Origin of the sequence: Rhodococcus sp. NPDC080181 (assembly GCF_040702225.1) — a bacterium.
GTDB classification, from domain to species: domain Bacteria; phylum Actinomycetota; class Actinomycetes; order Mycobacteriales; family Mycobacteriaceae; genus Rhodococcoides; species Rhodococcoides fascians.
Genome location: NZ_JBFBKN010000018.1, coordinates 44,538 through 59,814 on the forward strand (window position 1 = coordinate 44,538; position 15,277 = coordinate 59,814).

General features: G+C 62.1%; 23 protein-coding genes and 1 CRISPR repeat array (1 of these 24 running past the window's edge). Of the genes, 3 read left to right on the forward strand and 20 right to left on the reverse strand.

Going from position 1 to position 15,277, the window contains the following annotated elements; translation table 11 throughout:
- Window positions 1–227: 227 nt before the first annotated feature.
- Both AB0O58_RS19650 and AB0O58_RS19655 read left to right on the forward strand, forming a co-directional pair.
- The gene (locus tag AB0O58_RS19650; protein WP_366238627.1) at window positions 228–740 is read left to right on the forward strand and encodes an ImmA/IrrE family metallo-endopeptidase; all 513 of its coding nucleotides are present in this window, start codon (window positions 228–230) and stop codon (window positions 738–740) included.
- Window positions 737–3,265: a cytochrome P450 gene (locus AB0O58_RS19655; protein WP_366238628.1), complete on the forward strand. Its 2,529-nt coding sequence runs from the start codon at window positions 737–739 to the stop codon at window positions 3,263–3,265. The genes AB0O58_RS19650 and AB0O58_RS19655 overlap by 4 nt, the downstream gene beginning before the upstream one ends.
- Here the strand turns inward: AB0O58_RS19655 and AB0O58_RS19660 are convergent.
- Window positions 3,244–3,648, reverse strand: coding sequence for a hypothetical protein (locus AB0O58_RS19660; RefSeq protein ID WP_366238629.1), 405 nt, complete (start codon window positions 3,646–3,648; stop codon window positions 3,244–3,246). The two genes, AB0O58_RS19655 and AB0O58_RS19660, sit on opposite strands and share 22 nt — an antisense overlap.
- Window positions 3,648–4,307 (reverse strand): helix-turn-helix domain-containing protein, encoded by a 660-nt coding sequence (locus AB0O58_RS19665; RefSeq protein ID WP_366238630.1) that lies wholly within the window; start codon window positions 4,305–4,307, stop codon window positions 3,648–3,650. The genes AB0O58_RS19660 and AB0O58_RS19665 overlap by 1 nt, the downstream gene beginning before the upstream one ends.
- A gap of 400 nt (window positions 4,308–4,707) precedes the next feature.
- On the opposite strand from AB0O58_RS19665, the gene AB0O58_RS19670 reads away from it, so the two are divergent.
- A complete protein-coding gene (locus AB0O58_RS19670; protein WP_366238631.1) occupies window positions 4,708–4,980 on the forward strand; it encodes a hypothetical protein in 273 nt (90 codons plus the stop codon).
- A 377-nt stretch (window positions 4,981–5,357) separates the two neighbouring features.
- Here AB0O58_RS19670 and AB0O58_RS19675 read toward each other — a convergent pair whose 3' ends face one another.
- The 18 genes from AB0O58_RS19675 to AB0O58_RS19760 all read right to left on the reverse strand — a co-directional run bounded on the left by AB0O58_RS19675 (window position 5,358) and on the right by AB0O58_RS19760 (window position 14,874).
- Window positions 5,358–6,095, reverse strand: coding sequence for a hypothetical protein (locus tag AB0O58_RS19675; RefSeq protein ID WP_366238632.1), 738 nt, complete (start codon window positions 6,093–6,095; stop codon window positions 5,358–5,360).
- A 221-nt stretch (window positions 6,096–6,316) separates the two neighbouring features.
- Window positions 6,317–6,550, reverse strand: a complete 234-nt coding sequence (locus AB0O58_RS19680; protein WP_366238633.1) for a hypothetical protein — start codon at window positions 6,548–6,550, stop codon at window positions 6,317–6,319.
- Window positions 6,551–6,587: 37 nt separating this feature from the next.
- A complete protein-coding gene (locus tag AB0O58_RS19685) occupies window positions 6,588–6,752 on the reverse strand; it encodes a hypothetical protein (protein WP_155289490.1) in 165 nt (54 codons plus the stop codon).
- Between the two features lie 168 nt (window positions 6,753–6,920).
- Window positions 6,921–7,064, reverse strand: coding sequence for a hypothetical protein (locus tag AB0O58_RS19690; RefSeq protein ID WP_209912224.1), 144 nt, complete (start codon window positions 7,062–7,064; stop codon window positions 6,921–6,923).
- 125 nt (window positions 7,065–7,189) lie between these two features.
- Window positions 7,190–7,492, reverse strand: coding sequence for a hypothetical protein (locus AB0O58_RS19695; RefSeq protein WP_366238634.1), 303 nt, complete (start codon window positions 7,490–7,492; stop codon window positions 7,190–7,192).
- Window positions 7,486–7,728 carry a hypothetical protein gene (locus AB0O58_RS19700; RefSeq protein ID WP_366238635.1) on the reverse strand — a complete coding sequence of 81 codons (243 nt, stop codon included), beginning with the start codon at window positions 7,726–7,728 and terminating at the stop codon, window positions 7,486–7,488. Before AB0O58_RS19700 ends, AB0O58_RS19695 begins: the two co-directional genes overlap by 7 nt.
- Window positions 7,729–7,799: 71 nt before the next feature.
- Window positions 7,800–8,285: a hypothetical protein gene (locus AB0O58_RS19705; RefSeq protein WP_366238636.1), complete on the reverse strand. Its 486-nt coding sequence runs from the start codon at window positions 8,283–8,285 to the stop codon at window positions 7,800–7,802.
- Window positions 8,286–8,424: 139 nt separating this feature from the next.
- Window positions 8,425–8,823, reverse strand: coding sequence for a hypothetical protein (locus AB0O58_RS19710; RefSeq protein WP_366238637.1), 399 nt, complete (start codon window positions 8,821–8,823; stop codon window positions 8,425–8,427).
- 94 nt (window positions 8,824–8,917) lie between these two features.
- On the reverse strand, window positions 8,918–9,262 hold the full coding sequence (locus AB0O58_RS19715; RefSeq protein WP_052061393.1) for a hypothetical protein: 345 nt from the start codon (window positions 9,260–9,262) through the stop codon (window positions 8,918–8,920).
- Window positions 9,262–9,483, reverse strand: coding sequence for a hypothetical protein (locus tag AB0O58_RS19720; RefSeq protein ID WP_366238638.1), 222 nt, complete (start codon window positions 9,481–9,483; stop codon window positions 9,262–9,264). Before AB0O58_RS19720 ends, AB0O58_RS19715 begins: the two co-directional genes overlap by 1 nt.
- A gap of 94 nt (window positions 9,484–9,577) precedes the next feature.
- Window positions 9,578–10,033 carry a hypothetical protein gene (locus tag AB0O58_RS19725; protein ID WP_032399774.1) on the reverse strand — a complete coding sequence of 152 codons (456 nt, stop codon included), beginning with the start codon at window positions 10,031–10,033 and terminating at the stop codon, window positions 9,578–9,580.
- Between the two features lie 64 nt (window positions 10,034–10,097).
- A complete protein-coding gene (locus tag AB0O58_RS19730) occupies window positions 10,098–10,343 on the reverse strand; it encodes a hypothetical protein (RefSeq protein WP_366238639.1) in 246 nt (81 codons plus the stop codon).
- Window positions 10,344–10,402: 59 nt separating this feature from the next.
- Complete coding sequence (locus AB0O58_RS19735) at window positions 10,403–10,846, reverse strand: hypothetical protein (protein WP_366238640.1); 444 nt, start codon at window positions 10,844–10,846, stop codon at window positions 10,403–10,405.
- Between the two features lie 98 nt (window positions 10,847–10,944).
- A complete protein-coding gene (locus AB0O58_RS19740) occupies window positions 10,945–12,000 on the reverse strand; it encodes an ATP-grasp domain-containing protein (RefSeq protein WP_366238641.1) in 1,056 nt (351 codons plus the stop codon).
- Between the two features lie 15 nt (window positions 12,001–12,015).
- Complete coding sequence (locus AB0O58_RS19745) at window positions 12,016–12,513, reverse strand: hypothetical protein (RefSeq protein WP_366238642.1); 498 nt, start codon at window positions 12,511–12,513, stop codon at window positions 12,016–12,018.
- 100 nt (window positions 12,514–12,613) lie between these two features.
- Window positions 12,614–13,603 carry a DNA cytosine methyltransferase gene (locus AB0O58_RS19750; RefSeq protein WP_366238643.1) on the reverse strand — a complete coding sequence of 330 codons (990 nt, stop codon included), beginning with the start codon at window positions 13,601–13,603 and terminating at the stop codon, window positions 12,614–12,616.
- Between the two features lie 524 nt (window positions 13,604–14,127).
- A complete protein-coding gene (locus AB0O58_RS19755; RefSeq protein WP_366238644.1) occupies window positions 14,128–14,532 on the reverse strand; it encodes a hypothetical protein in 405 nt (134 codons plus the stop codon).
- 33 nt (window positions 14,533–14,565) lie between these two features.
- The gene (locus tag AB0O58_RS19760; RefSeq protein WP_366238645.1) at window positions 14,566–14,874 is read right to left on the reverse strand and encodes a hypothetical protein; all 309 of its coding nucleotides are present in this window, start codon (window positions 14,872–14,874) and stop codon (window positions 14,566–14,568) included.
- A gap of 290 nt (window positions 14,875–15,164) precedes the next feature.
- Window positions 15,165–15,277: a CRISPR direct-repeat array (repeat unit 20 nt; unit sequence TGATCCCCGCGTGTGCGGGG) (it continues 400 nt past the right edge of the window).

The window sequence follows — 15,277 nt, forward strand, 5'->3', positions numbered from 1 at the left end:
ACCGCAGTGCATGCGGTCGGTGCTCATGGTGACTCAGAATCACCCCGAACAGTGCGCGACACGCTGTGCGGCATAGAATAAGCACAGTTAACACGAAGAAACGTATCAAATCATTCGAAGCTGACTCTGCAATGTGATGCGGCTCCTCGTCAGCGCGGCGATTCACCGGTAGGTTGTCGAGGTCACTAGACGCGGGGGTCTTACTGACGGGTAACCGGGAAGGTGTCATGCATCTGCGACGTCGGGTAGCGAAGCGAACATCGTTGGCAACCATCATGGATTCGATACCGTTGACTCCACCCTGGACGGTCGACGAGTTCATCCTGTGGCTGTCCGACTTCAAGGGCAAAGAAGTCGCCCTCAGCCAACGTACGTCGGCAGCGTCGCAGATCCTCAAGTGCGGAACCCTGTACGTGATGGACGATCGTCTGACCATCATGTACAGCCCGGAGCACTCCCAGCGGCATCAACGTCAGCAGATTTTCCACGAGATCGCACACATTCTCTGCGACCACCGCGGGAGCGACGTCTATGACGTCCCCGCGTCTGCACTCACCGATGGGATCGACCCGGCGAAGGTGCGCGAAATCCTCCACCGTGGAACCTTCGGAACTGCTACCGAAGCGGAGGCCGAGCTCGTGGGTACCCATCTCGCAGTCTTGAGCCGCGGCGGTATCACCGACGACATGGACGGCCGCTTGCACAGAAGCGCGTCACTGATCGAGTTCCCGCATAGATGACGCCGAGTGAACTTCTGAGCCGGGAGGCGACCACCAGCCTCCCGGTGGTGTTGAGCTGGGCGCTGATCATCTGGATTGCGGCTGTCGTACTGATTCGGCAATTCGTTCTGGTAGACAAACGCCCGGTCGACACAGCCGCCCACGCCTTGGTCGGGCTGTTGCTGATCTGCGCCCTGCTACGTCAGGCATCCGTACAGACCGCTCTTGGAGAGCTGGGGCTCTCGCTCGGAACGATCAGGGTGTTGACGCACACCTCTGCCATCGGCTCCGCAGCATGCGCACTGGTGGTCGGCATTCTGTGGAAGCAGGGTCAGACCATGAACTGGCGCAAAGTAGTTCCGTTGCTGTCCGCTGGCGTCTTGGCCTGCGGAACCGCGCTCTACATCGTTGCCTGGCCGGCAACCTCGAGCGGTCTGGCTGTCGAAGAGTTGCTTTCCTGGCGGACCGGAACCTACATGGTCATCTATAGCCTCCCCACGCCTCTGGCGGCGCTTGCCGCCGGACAGACGGCGTGGGCTCATGTACGACAGCATGTGTCCTGGAACAGGACGATGTTCGGCCTCGTGGTGCTGTTGTGCATCGTCGGTAGTTTCCTCGACCACAGCACACGGATGGTGTCCGGCCTGATGCTGGCAGAAGGTGTACAGAACGCGTTCACCGAAGCCCGCACGCACTCGAACGACCTGTTCTTTCTTCCCGTCGTAGCGGTACTGGCCTGCGTGGGGATCCCGTCGATCGTCTCATCGATTCGCGTACGTCTGGGCCGTGACTCCGCGGCCTGCCACGCTCGAATCCTGGAACCGATGTGGACAAACCTCAGTGAGGCGGTCACCGAGGTCGGCGTGCCGGCCTCACACGACATTCCGGTTGATTCCTCGTTCACCGAATACCGCATGCTCATCGACATCGAGGACGCCGTCCATGCTCTCTTGCCGCACTTTCCTCGTGAACAGGGCGACTCACCGCAGGAACACGCTCGCGACATCCGTATTGCGGTTCAGCGGTACCAGACCAACCAGCGCCCTCTTCACGCCAGGCCGTCCGCGCCGTCCTGGCTGAACGAAAGACCGAGATTGCTCGCCGTCGCCGCGGCATGGAACGAACAAAACGAACAACCAGATTGGGATAAGACCATGACCGAAAGCAGCACTGCCGTCACTGCTCGTCCGTCGAAGAAGATGCCGCACCCGCCGCGCCGGGTACCCATCTTGGGAGACATCCTCGGAATGGACTCCGAGCGACCTAATCAGCGGACTCTGGAGCAGATGGGTCGGCTCGGGCCGCTGTACCGCCGTAGTTTCATCGGTGGGGCCAAGCTGACGTTTGTCGGCTCGGCTGGGTTGATGCGCGAGGTCGCCGACGAAACCCGATGGGAGCGGTTCGCGGGTCGCCCAATCCAGCGATTGAAGGTCCTGGGCGGGGAAGGGTTGTTCACAACGGCCAACGATTCGCCGGAGTGGGCAGTTGGGCACGAAACCCTCATGCCTGGTTTCACCAAAGAGGCAATGGTTCGGTATCACGCGGCTATGCAGTCCGTGGCCGACGAGGCTTCGTCGACGTTGGCCGAGAGGTCGGAGATTGACGACGTTGCTGCTTTCATGGGGAACGTTGCGCTCGAGGTCATCGGACAGTGCGGGTTCGGGTACTCCTTCGAGCCGTTCACCCGGACCGATCGCCATCCATTCGCCGAAGCACTCACCCGAACCCTGGCCTATACCCAGCAGTCGGCAATTCCAGTGATCGGAGCCTTGACCGGCCGGGCCCGCGCGAAGCAAGCGGCGGCCGACCGGGAGTTCCTGCGCGCAACCGTTCGTGAGGTGGTCGAGGACCGGCAACGGTCCGGCGAGAGGAAGCCCGATCTTCTCGACCTCATGTTGCACAGCGACGGGGCACCGATGGACAGCACGCTCATTGCTGATCAAGTCATCACATTTCTGGTCGCCGGTCACGAGACAACCGGAAATGTTCTCGCGTTCGCGGCGCATTACATCGCTCAGGATCCGGAGATCTCTCGACGGATACGCGAAGAAGTCTCTGCAGTCTCGGAGGGCCGTCCGATCGCCTACGGCGACGTGAGCAAGCTGCGATACACGCGCGCCGTGGTCTCCGAAGCCCTGAGGCTGTGGCCGACCGCGCCAGGATTCTTCCGAGCAGCCCGAGCCGACACGACTCTGGGCGGTTACGCGATCAAGAAGGGGGAGTGGGTGTTCACATTGCTGCTGGGCGTGCACCGCGATCCGACCGTGTGGGGAGAGACTGCAAATGAATTCGATCCCGAACGCTTCATGGGTCGGGCACCCGACGCCAACCAGTACAAGCCATTCGGAACGGGGCCGCGGGCCTGCATCGGTCGTGCGTTCGCCCTGCACGAGGCAGTCCTCGTGACAGCCACACTCGTGCAGGCGCTCGACTTCGAGAGCGATTCCAGCTCGCTCGACGTCGAGGAGAATCTGACTCTGCGTCCTCGCGGACTACGGATGCGGTTCAAGCGTCACGAGCACGCTTACGCGGCCGGCAGCGCCTGAAGTTCGGCGATAAGGGCCTCGAACTCGGCTCTCGTGAGTCCGTTTGCACGAGCAGCGAAGTAGTCGAGGCCCTTATCGCGCACGATGATCCACAGCCGCAGCCGCTGGTCGATGTCGATGTCACGACCAGCGATCTCGGTCAGGTACTTCTTGTCCACACCGAAGAACTCGCACAAGGCATCCAGAATCTGTTGGTCCGCCTCGCTTTGCGCGATCGAGCCCTCACGCAACGCCGTGAGGTAGTCAGGGTCGACCTGTCGGTCGAGCTTTTGTCCGAGGACCACTGCCACCGACTGCACACCGACCTGAGGCTCGCCTCTGCGATGGTAGAAATCGAAGAGTCGGTTCACCTTGTGGGCCAAACTGATCTTGAGGTAGTCCATCAGTACTCCGCTTTCGTCGCGTTCCAGCGCTCTTCGTAGGTGTGCTCTCGGTCCGGCGACAAATCATCGGCCTTGCCTAGCAGCCATTGCAGGTAACCTAGTTCGGTCTCGTCCTCGGCGGTAGTCGGTGCCGACGCGCGACTCAAGTAATCCTTCAAGAACATATCGATCATCAAATCGTTATGCAGGTCGTCACCGCCGCACAGCCGAGTTTCGACCTGAACGATGATCCACGCTCGCATGACCCGGTCCACATGCAGATCCAGCTCGGCCGAGGCCTCTTTGAGCTCAGGCGAGGCGGCCTCCGAGCTCGCAATTCTTTCGATCCTCTGCGCTGCAGTCAGCAGATCGCCAACGGTACGCATCGACACAGTGACAGAGTCAGGGTTCGGCCCGCGCGACTGAGGCCGACGATGGTTGTTGCGGATCTGATCGACAGGCTCAGGCTCTTGGCCGTCGAAGGCGCGCGCGGCGGACCCCGACTTCCATTTGAGAACTTCGTCGAGCTTCGTGAACGTCGCGAAGTGGGGTCGGTTCGTCGTCCCCTGCTCGATGTTGCTGACCGTCACCTGGCTCGGGCCACCACGTGCTGCTACGTCATCGAGCGAGAGGCCCAGTTCGCGCCGTCGCTTGTTGACGATGGCCCCGAAGCGGGCCATATCCGGTCTAGTCACGCAGGTCACCTTAGTTGTGACCGTAGGAAAGAGAGTCGACCGGACCTACAAGTCCGACAATCCGGTCGTGTTCGTTGATGATTTCTGCATCTTTCTATGTGATATGCCACTAAGAATGCTGCCCAAGCGCAGGTCCGGCCGGTTGAAACTATGGCAACTCTATGTCTATTCTGATGGTGAGCGGTTTCACCGGACACAGTCGTCCAGGAACGCCATGTGCAATGTCAAGTGCAAGCACACCCTCAGTGCCACCGTTCGATTTGAGGTCTTCGACGGCACTGAGGTCGCTCTTTCGCGATCCAACGACCAATTACCGATCTAGGCGAAGACGGGCTGCAACCCGCTCATGCCGCAAGACGAACTGCACTCGGTTCGGAGGACGACCATGACATCTTCTTATCCAGGCACAGTGTTACATCGCGATTCTGACCGTAAACCCCTGTTGTGCCAGGCGGTGAACATTTCGGTCCCTGGTTTTGCTGTCTGTTCGTTGCGTGAGGGCACGCACGATGTGCACCAGCTTCGGTGCGAGGCGACCGGCGAGCTCCTCGGTGAATGGACCGACGCGGACACGACGTTCCGCGAATCCACCAACGAAATTCAGCGCCATATCGAGTTCAGCGACACACCGATGCATGAGATCGGTGATGTGGCCTGATTCCCCAATCTCGACTGGTGTCACCCAGTGACCCCGGTCGTGAGTTGCAGGACCCCCTACTTCCTGCAACTCGACGATGGACCGGCGCGAGGATCGCACAGTGACGCTTCACTCATCATGTGCCGAACTGCGCGATCCCGCCGGGACATTAACCATTCACTCAAAGTTGAACTGATAGAGAGGAATTCACCCATGCCCTGGATCTTCACGCAGCTGTGGTTCTGGCTCAGCCTCCTGGGCTGACATTTGAAATGCGATGCGCCCGCCGGTTCGGCGGGCGCATCGCACAGATCGTGCACAACCGGCAACATGTCTCCGCCCGTCAAGGGTCGAGACATGTTGCCGAACTGGTTTCGGCAGCGGTCGGTCAGATGGCTTCAGCTGCTCCGTACTGAGTCCGCCATACGCGCCTGTAGCTCCTCCAGGTCGGCGGCGAGCGCAGTGATGTGTTCGGCGTCCGCGACCGGGTCGAGGACCGAGATGTTCGCACGCAGGTTTCGCACCTGAACGGACCGCTCGGCGGCCATGCGGTCGGTGTCGGAGATGTCCGCTGCATGGGTCACACGCAGCACCGTTGCGTTCCGCATCGGCTCGATCGTTCCGCGGAGATCGGCCGCGAGCTGCTCGGCAATGCGGTGTGCATCCTCGGGGGCGTATGCGCCGACCTCGGTGTGCGAGTTGGGGATCGGGCCGGGCCGGGTGGAGTACACCTCTACATCGAGAACCTCGACAGCGGTAGGACCGTCGATCGCCGAATCGGGTAGCGGCGGTGACGCTTCGACGATGGCGGCTACTGCGGCGGTGACGTCTTGGGGTGCGGAGATGACGGTGCCCAGCACACCGTTCTTGTATGCAGGTAGCGCCGTCAGCGCGGCCGCGAGTTCGCCAGAAGTGCCGATGAAGTCGACATCACGGTGTGAGCTGCCTTCGGACACGGCGTCGATGACGACGGAGACGGTGTCGACTTCGCGTGTATCCGACAATGCAGCCGCTTGCGTGAGTGCGAACTGCCCGGCGGAGCGAGAGGTGTAGAACGCGCCGCGGAAAAGGACTAGACCGGGGTCGCCGTGCTCGTTGATGAAGGCGACTTCGACGTTGAATTTGGGCTGAGCCATCAGAGGTGTCCTTCGAAGGTTGTGGACGTGGGGGGTCCCCGGGATCGGGGAGAGATCGGTGACTGCGAGCCTACGAGGTCAGCAGTATCGATGCTGGTCGGTCGAAGTGACCATCCCGCCGACCAGCCACAGCAGGAAAGAGGCCCCGCTGCAGAAACGAGTTGTTGCGAAATTAGAAGGCCCCGACTCCCTGCGGGAGGAATCGGGGCCAGCGGTGAGCTCTACTTGCGTTCGTAGATCAGAAAGCCTGTCTGCGCGCCGAGCCCAACGAACCTGAACTCCTCGGATCCGAACGCCGCTCGGGCAACTGAACTACCCAGAGCAGGTGGCACGGTCCCGTCGACGTGCACGCGATCGTCGCGCAGCAGTACTCGGGGCAATTCCCGAGCGACCTGCTCGAGGGTGACGCCGCACGCTATCTCGGTGTCGGTCAACTTGTGTTTGTAGATGTTCATGGTGCCTTCCGATTGGGAGCCGGGATTGTCTATGCGCTCACGCCGCCTGTTCGAGACGAATCTCCTGGCGTGCTCGTCGTCGATCACGCCGGTTGGCACCGGTCTTCAGGTTCTTGAGTTCGCCGGCGCGCCAGTTGTGTGCGCGACGATTGCCCGCAAATGCGTCAAACTCGCTTCCGCCGACTGTCTTTCGCTTGGCCATAATGTCCACCTTTGCTATCGCAGTGATCGGTGTTGCTCGTGGGCGTTCTCGATGGCAGCTCTGCTGCCGCCTTCCGGGAGCTCGGCCGGCGGGTCGGATCAGGTTCGAGAAAGCGACACCCCGAACCTCGCGGGGAGGTTTCGGGGTGTGGGCGGCGAGCAGGGAGACTCACGCAGCGCAGAGATCGACCAGCAGGTCGCGGTATCCGCATGCGGGGCAGATGCAGGCAGGCTTGTGGTTCTGGTCGAAACCGGTTTCCAGCTCGAAGGAAACGTCGGAGCCGTCGACACAACCGTTGGGGCAGATAGGCATGATGTTTCCTTCGTTCGGAGTGATCTGATTTCTTCGATGTGGCTTCCGACAGCAGCTCCGCTGATGTCTCTTGTCCCGAAAACACCCCTGCCGCAGGTCGATCGATCACCACGAGTCGACCAGAGTCAGTTCTGCAGTCGACGCTTTCCGTCACGGTTTACAGCCCCGGGGTGATCGACCTCCCCGACGATTGCGGCACTGCAGTAACACCTGAGTCCGCACGACGCCCTGCGGATGCGCCAGGTGCGTCCCGTGTTGACATCGGTCATCACCGCGCTTTCGGCACTCTTCCGTTCGATCGTGTCGTACCGAGCGACATCGTCGAACGACACCGCCAGCTGGACGCGACCCTGCGAGTCGCGTTCGAGCCCGGTGAGCTGGTCATCGTCGTAAGGGCTGAAATTCAAGACGTTCGGCGCGGTCACCATGTGTTGACGCCGTTCTCGAGCACCGCTGCGGTTTCGCCGTTGTAGTCGACGTCGATCACGACGCCGTCCCGGTGGTGGCCATCTACCTCGATCACGAGTCGGCCGGTCTGACGATCGACCCACACCTCGACGGTCGCCAGGGGGTCGCCGTCTGCGGTGGAGGTGGTGAACGCGCGGTGCTGCAGTTTGCGACTGTCGTGGGGGACGACATCGACGGTGGACTGTTGACCAGTCATGGGCTGATTCCTTTCTAGGAGTGTGGCTTTGCGATGCTGCGGATGTGTGTGGTGCAGCCGTGCAACGGGGGCTATCCGGCTTCGATTCCGGAAGCAACGTCGCGCTCCAGGGGTTGCTGACAGCTCGGCGACCACGAAATGGTGGGATCGAGGGCACGAGCAATTTCGATGATGCGCCCGCGCCGCAGTTCGGACTCAGAGCAACAGATGTCCTGGCCACCAACGGGGTAGCTGGGGTGATCACTGGCCACGATGCGGCAATCCCAGCTGCTGTCGTGGCAGCTGGGCACGCAGGAGTCGGTAGGTCCGGGGTGCCGCGTCACTGGCAAGACCACGATGCGGTAGTCGGCTGCGCAGTCGGGATGCCCTCCACCGTTCCGACCAGGAGCTTTGTCGACTTTGCGCGCGGGTAGCTCGATGAGGTGGTGTCGCGCCGGGTACGGAAGGGTGACAGGCAGCAGCGAAAGACCGTGATCGATGGAACCGACCGGTGCATGAGCGAGCCTCGATGCCTCTTCGGCATCGGATTCGAATAATTGGATGCCTTGGAAGATCATGGTGTGCTCCGCTCGGTGGGGTTCTCGATTGTGATCGGGCCGGTCTCTGCGCGGCGATGTCACTGTTGTCATCGGCGCTGCAGATGTTGTGTCCGGCAGCACTGTTCGTCGAAACGACCGATCGACGAACAGTGCTGCGTCACACCTCCAGAACCCGACCGCGACGCAGCTCGGACTCCGAGATGGAAAGGTCATGACCACCGACCGAGTAACTGGGATGATCGCTGGCCATGACGCGGCAACCCCAGTAGTCGTCGTAACGGCGGGGCAAGCTCTCGTCGGTGGTGCTTCTACTGCGTTTGAGCGGAATCACCACCAGACGGTGACCACCGTCGCACTCGTGACCGAGGCCGCCGGTCGTACCCGAGCAAGGATGAATCTCCCTCCAGGGCAGTTCGATCAGTTGATGCTCATTGGGATGGGAGTTGGTGACCGGCAGCAGCGACAAGCTGTGGCTTGTGGAGCCGACGGGAGCCTGCGCGAGCCGGCCGGATTCCTCGTCGTCGGTCTCGAAGAACTGAATACCTTTGAAGGTCATGATTACTCCGATGTCGGGTGTGAGTGATTGCTCGTCGTGTCGAGGGGTCTTCTGTCAGCGGCTACGCCGCCGAATCAGTAGTTGAGTGAGGGGGTCACCGATCGTCGATTCGAGGTTCACACCGTGGGGACCCGGGCTCGGGTAGGGCATGTTCGGTATCGCCGAAGAACCAACCTTGATCAGCAGAGGACGCCGATGAACCCCGATAATCCAACGGCCGGCCGGCCACCGTCCAGCACGCGTAATGCCAGACGGTGGCATCGAGTCCGACTGCGTCCGCGCCGTCGAGCGCGCCGTAGCCGTCGTACGAGCCGGCGTGGATGCTTCCCTGGGGTCCGATCGCAACACCGTTGTTCATCCATCGATTGACCGGTGATGTTGCGGCCAAGGACAGCAACGGGTGCCCGCAGTCGACACAGTCCTCACTGAAGAACCCCATTACCGATCACCTTCGGTCGTCGAAAGGCGGACCTGAGCAGTGTCAGTTGGGGACAGAGAGGCAACGCCGGCATCGCTCACGCGGTAGCTCAGGCCTGCGAGAGCGGAGAGATTGTCGATGATCGTTGCAATCGTGTCGACATCTTCGTCACCGTGGTGGTGGTCGGTCAGCAGTGCCTCGGTTTCCGAGACGACCTCGGATCGCGTTGTACGTATGGGCATTACGGGTCTCCTTCGGTATGGACAATCGGGTTCGGATCGAAAGAAAAGGCCGCAACAACCCAAGTCGGGATGTCGCGGCCTTCTTGATGAGAGGTCAGCTCTTGAGCGCGATGGCGAGAGACTTCGCCGTGCGGTCGGTCACTCCCGAGTACACACGCGCGGATCCTTCGCCGCCGGTGATTCCCCAGCGGATCTTGGTCCGTGCGGAGCCGGCAGCCCGACGGACGATGCCCTCGCCGCCGGCGCGGACCACGTTCTCGTTCAGGTTGCGCAGGTTGCGCAGCTCAGCGAGGAGATCACGGGCCGTGTAGCTCGGGAGTCCGGTGACGGCCGGATTCTCCAGTGCGTCTAGGTGTACAGCGAGATCCTCGACGTAGGCACCGAAGGCGGTGACGGTGGCGGAGTCATTGGCGGCCACGAACGCGTTGTAGCGGTCACCGCGAGCGTTCCATTCGGTGACGATGGTGCGCTGCTCGGCGACCCAGGCGTTGAGGTTCAGGCCCAGGGCCAGAGTGAGCTGTTCCGGTGCGGTGGCGGTGAGTGTGGTCATGATGTACCCCTGTCGTGAAAGTCTGGAGGACGGTGGTTCGACCGGGTGTGGTCGCCGATCCTGTTCAGGCATTTCTCCGCAGGGCTGCTCTGCTGCCCCGTAGTTGCTCGTTCTGTCCGTAATGGAATCCACCGGACAGCCGCGTTGTTGGTGAAGCCGTCGACGACGGTGCCACGTTCTGTTGGGCATTGCTGACGGCATGGATGACGTCGAGAGCTGAGGTGGCGACCGGATCGAGCCGAAGGCTCTCGCACAACAGAACCCAGTTGAGAGCGTTGCTTTCGAGCGGCGTGAGAGCGCTGGCGGTCATGGATGTGCTCCGTTGTGTCGGCGGGCGTGCGGGTAGCGGTGTGAGGAGAGAGCCCTCGGTTACTCGAATCGGTCGTGTACCGAAATGATGTTCTGTGGGTAGCCCGTGAGATGTTCGAGCAGTTCGGGCAGTCGGCTGTCGGTGGTTCCCGCGTAGTTGCCGCTGGCCATCCCTCGACGTATGCCCGCTTCGACGGGAGCAAGGTGCATCTTCCGTGGTCTGCGGGAATCCAGGGACGCGCTGTAGCGCAGAACGACGGCCGGGGCGGTAGAGGTGGGTGCGAATACTCGGGCCTGTTCGGGTAGTGCGGTGACGCGCATTCCGACGAGTGGGTAGAACAGCATGTTGTCGTCTTCGTCGGCGTCGGTCTCGATCCCGACGAGAGTGACCCGCTCGTGGCGGCCGGTGAGCCCTCCGAGTGTGAAGTCGGTGGCCAGCTGCGCATCCCGATACACGGAGAGGATCAAACCCTTTCCTTCGTTGGCGATAGCGTTTTTCGACATGATTCGTCTTTCTGTATGGAACTGGAATGGAATCAGGGCGTTTCGAGCGAAACGGCCTCCTGTGCAACAGGCTTCGGGACATCTGCGTCGAGGTGCGGTCAGGCCGGCGATGCGTAGTCGTAGTAGCCCTTGTCATCGCTCCGGATGAGCGCATCGGCCAATCTCTGTGCGTCGCAGGCATAGAGGCCGGAGTTGGGAAGAGTGTTGAATTCGATCACGACCGAGCGCCCCTGGTCTGGCACGTGAGCCAGGTCCACGACGTACGTTCGCAGTCCGATGGACGCGAGGTGCTCGATAACGGGCCCAGCTGCGACGAGATGAGCCGCGACGGTGGCCGGATCGTCGGTCACGGGACTGTCGGCCGCGGCCGCGATGTGGTTGCCTCGCCGGACCCGCATTGCGGTGTCGAATGGAGTCGGGCCGCTGTGATCGAGCGGTGTGTACTCCTCGATACACGCGGCGCCGGTGATGGGCCGGCCGTCCACGACGAAGATCCTGTACTCGCAGGTCATGTCGATCCACGGGCTGACAAGGAATGCGTCGGCCAGGCCGTCGAGCCGGACCATCGACCAGTCGAATGCCTCGTGGAGACGGTCTTCGACGGTGCGGGGATCAGCGTCGAGTTCGATGCGAGCAATACCCAGTTTGTGGCCGGCGATCTTGACCACTGCTGCGACGTGACCGGCGGCGTGCAAGGCAAGGAGATGCGGGATCAGGTGGCTCGCGGGCGGATCGGCGATTTCGCTGTCGTGCATGCACGAGGCGAAAGAGCGGCCGGTCATGCTGTGAGGCAGTGCCGCGAGCACCCGTTCGAAGTCATCGACGGTGTGCGATCCGCCTTGCTCTTGTCGCGTGAGCGGGCCGGTCCGGTGTGCGAGATCTGCCCGTGACCAGTCCGACGTGCCGGATCGGCGTTCGGTCTTCAGACCGGCGGCTAAAGCGGCGCGGCGAGTGGTTGCGATTCGTATGGCGTCTTCCCAGAAGTCTTCGACGTCACCCTGCTCGTCGACGGGCCCGATGTCGATGCCGGCGGCCTGGACGTCGGCGAGGATCGCGTTCATCAGTTCGAGGCGAGAGCCTTGGGCGGGTAGACCATCCCTGGTGATCAGACCGGGGAAGGGTCGGAGCCCATGACTCATGAACAGGGTGGACATACGTGATCGATCCCTTCAGTCGGTGAGCGATGTCGAGGCGTCTGTATCGGCCTGATCGGTGTCGTCTTCTCGCGCGACGATCTGTCCGGTTGCCCACATCCAGTAGCCGAGATCGGTGTCGCCGTTCTTGACCTCGGAGACCCAGTCGATGCGTGGGAAGTCGGCCACGTCGCCGTGATAGCCGTGATCGGCAATCAGTTCGACCATCCGCTCGGCAGCGGCCACGGGGTGGCGTTGATCGTCGATCCCGGAGCGGTTGGCCTGGCGCACCTCGTCGTCGAAGAAGTCGCTCCGAAGAAAATCCTCGTCAGCGTGCGCCTTCCTCGGCCAGCCCACGACCTCGAAATATGGTGCAGCGGTGACGTCGTCCTCGCAGTTGCGGACGCCGCCGGTCAGATCATCCCCGTCCTGCGTGAGGTAAGAGATATAGGCCTCGGCTTCTGCGGCCGATCGGGCGTTGATGAGGGTTGTTGTGGTGGTGGTTTGAACGTGGGTGATGTTGTAGGTCTTCATGATTGGCCTCTCTCTCGATGGGGGGTTTCGAAGCAGTAGCGATCCGTCGGGTGTGTCGCGGTAGGGGAACACCCCACAGGACTCGGTAGGACGTGATGTCCTACATCAGTGCCGCTTTGACTCGACCACCGATCCAGCGCGCGGCATCGACGGACACTGCGTTACCGATCTGCTTCTTCACTTCGTCGACCTTCCCGGTGAACTCGTAGGTATCCGAGAACCCCTGTCCGCGGGCACATTCACGGTTGCTCAGCATCCGGAATCGGGGCCCTTCATCGGTCAATGTGGCGACGCCGTGATGGTTGCCGCCAGCGGTGATGGTGGCCAGCGGGTGCGCGTCTGCGCGGCGAGCCTTCGCATTTCGGCGGTAAGTCACCAGGTGTGGGGTGTCGAACTCGGTTATCTGATCGATCTGGTCCGAGACGTACAGCTTCCGTGTCACGAGCTTGCCCGGGTCGGGATCCAGAATGCTCAGTGCGGTGGTCCGTTTCGGCTCCCTGAGAGTGAGGTCGACGTTCCCGTCACGTGTGAAGATGGCGAAGTACCGGACTCGGCGCTGGGCCGCTCCGACGTCGGCGGCATCTAATGTCGCGACCTGATGGCGGTAGCCCAGAGCTTGCATTCCGTCGAGCCACCATGAGTACAGCGACCAGGCCTGGAACTCGACCACGTTCTCCACAATGACCGCGTCGTAGCGGTGCACCTCCGTCGCGGCGATGACCGCGAAGGCTGTTGCTCGATCGACGGATCCGGCGTCGGCTCGGCGCATCTCCTCAAGGACGGGAGGCTGTGTGCGGCCACCCGAGCGGGCGTGCCAGACACACGACGGTGACGCCCAGAGAACGTTGGTGGACGGGAATGTCCGCCAGTCCACTTCCGAGAGGTTCGCCAGGATATGTTCTGTGTCAGGGTGATTCCTCTGATGTGTGGCAATGGCGACAGGAGAATGGTTGGCGGCCGCGGCCACGTGGAATCCGGCTTGGGTCATCCCTTCCGAGCTGCCTCCGGCTCCGCTGAACGCGTCCGTCATGGTGAGCGTCACGCCGCGCGTGGTGTGCTTTCGGCGCGGTTGGGCGCGTGTGCCGATCATCGATGAGCTCCTGGGTGGTGTTGTGGCGCGGCGGTCCCAAACCGCTCGACGACGAGGTGCGAGCCGAATCGAGGGTGTGTTCGGGTCATATCTATCGCCGCAGGGCTGCTTCGCTGCCCGTACTGCTCGACTGATCAAGACGCCATCAGGGCCGCTCGCGAGAAAAAAGGAGGGACCGCAACGCGGTGTAGCACGCGTTGCGGTCCCGATTCCGGATCGACGAGGTCCGGGGTGAAGTTCTTCCGCAGCGCACCCCCGGTAGCGAGGGAGGGTGCGCTGCGGAGTAGGAGGGCGCGTGTCAGGTCGCGCTTGCACGCGGTGCCTGAACGCACCCTCTTCGCATGACGGCGCTCAGGCCGTCCGGTTCTTGGTGGCGGAATTGGTTTGCGTGACTGCTTGTTTCACGCTGACCATTCCACTCACTGCTTTTCCGGTGGGCGCTGTGCGCCCATCCGCGTGTTGCGAGCAAAGCTCGTGCCCGACAGGGCCCTTGCTGTACTACTCAGGTTCGTGGTCGCACGCAGCTACGGGCTCGGAGTCGGTCGACACTGCGCACCATCGAGCTGGTCGAGTCGGACTTGTGCCGCGGCCGCAGCCGCCTGGGACGCCTCCAGTTCCTTCAGAGCCGCCACCCGTGCTTCTGCGAGTTGCGCTTCGGTCAGCTCCTCGACCAGGGTCGACAGTGCCGGGTTCTCGCTCTCGTCGATCTCCAGGACGACGGTGATCCGCGTCTTCATGTCGCCGTAGCCTGCCGCGTTGGGGTCTATGAACGTCGTGGCGTTTCGATAGTCCTTCCGGTTGTACGTTCGCGCGACCTCGAATGTGTCGAAGGAATGCCACGCAGTGTTGAGCTCGGCGAGGATGTCGAGCACCCGTGCTCGGGCTTCGATGCCGTAATGGTCGTCCGATGTGAAGGCAGCTGGTTTCATGGTGTGTCCTATCGAAAGCTCGAGGTGTCGAATCTAGCTGGCGTGACGAGATACGTCAGCGACCAACCGGATTGCTGGAATCCTGTGCGGCGTGGACGTGCGGACGATGCTGATCGGTTCCGTCTCGGCCGGGGTTGCAATGGGGTTCAGTAGCCGGCGGACGACGGAGACCAGTTTGAATGCAGCCCACAGGCTCGATCCGACCGCGATCAGGGTCGCTGAGTTCACCACGCCAGGTATGTGGCCGACGCCGAAGACGAGAGCCGCGACGATCAAGGCGAGGTTGATAGCGACAAGGTCGCGGCGTAGAGAAGGCGCGGTTGTACGTGAGTTGTGTGTCATGAGGGACCTGTTCGTAGGCGAAGGGTCAGCCGGCGTGAAAGGAGAGGGCAGCTGCCGGTCAGGGGAGGTCGTGCTGGTACTGCCGTAAGCGTTCCTGGCAGCGGCTGTGCCGCTGATGTGCCCGGTTCCCGGAACGGCGAGAGCCGAGCCGCTCGTATCGACAAAAGAAGTTCTGCCCCCCAGCTGGCTGGAGCCGGCTGCGGCCGGGACTCGACATCGCCAAGCGGAGAGCACTGGATTCTGTCGCCACATTTGCAGGGGCGGATCGAACAGAGTTCAATCCCGTCCGATAGTCCCCGCATGTGCGGGGCGGTCATCTTGTCGGGGTCGATAGCAAACATTGCACTGGGCTGATCCCCGCGTGTGCGGGGCGGACGGTGCGTCGGCAAAACCGTTGTCCACC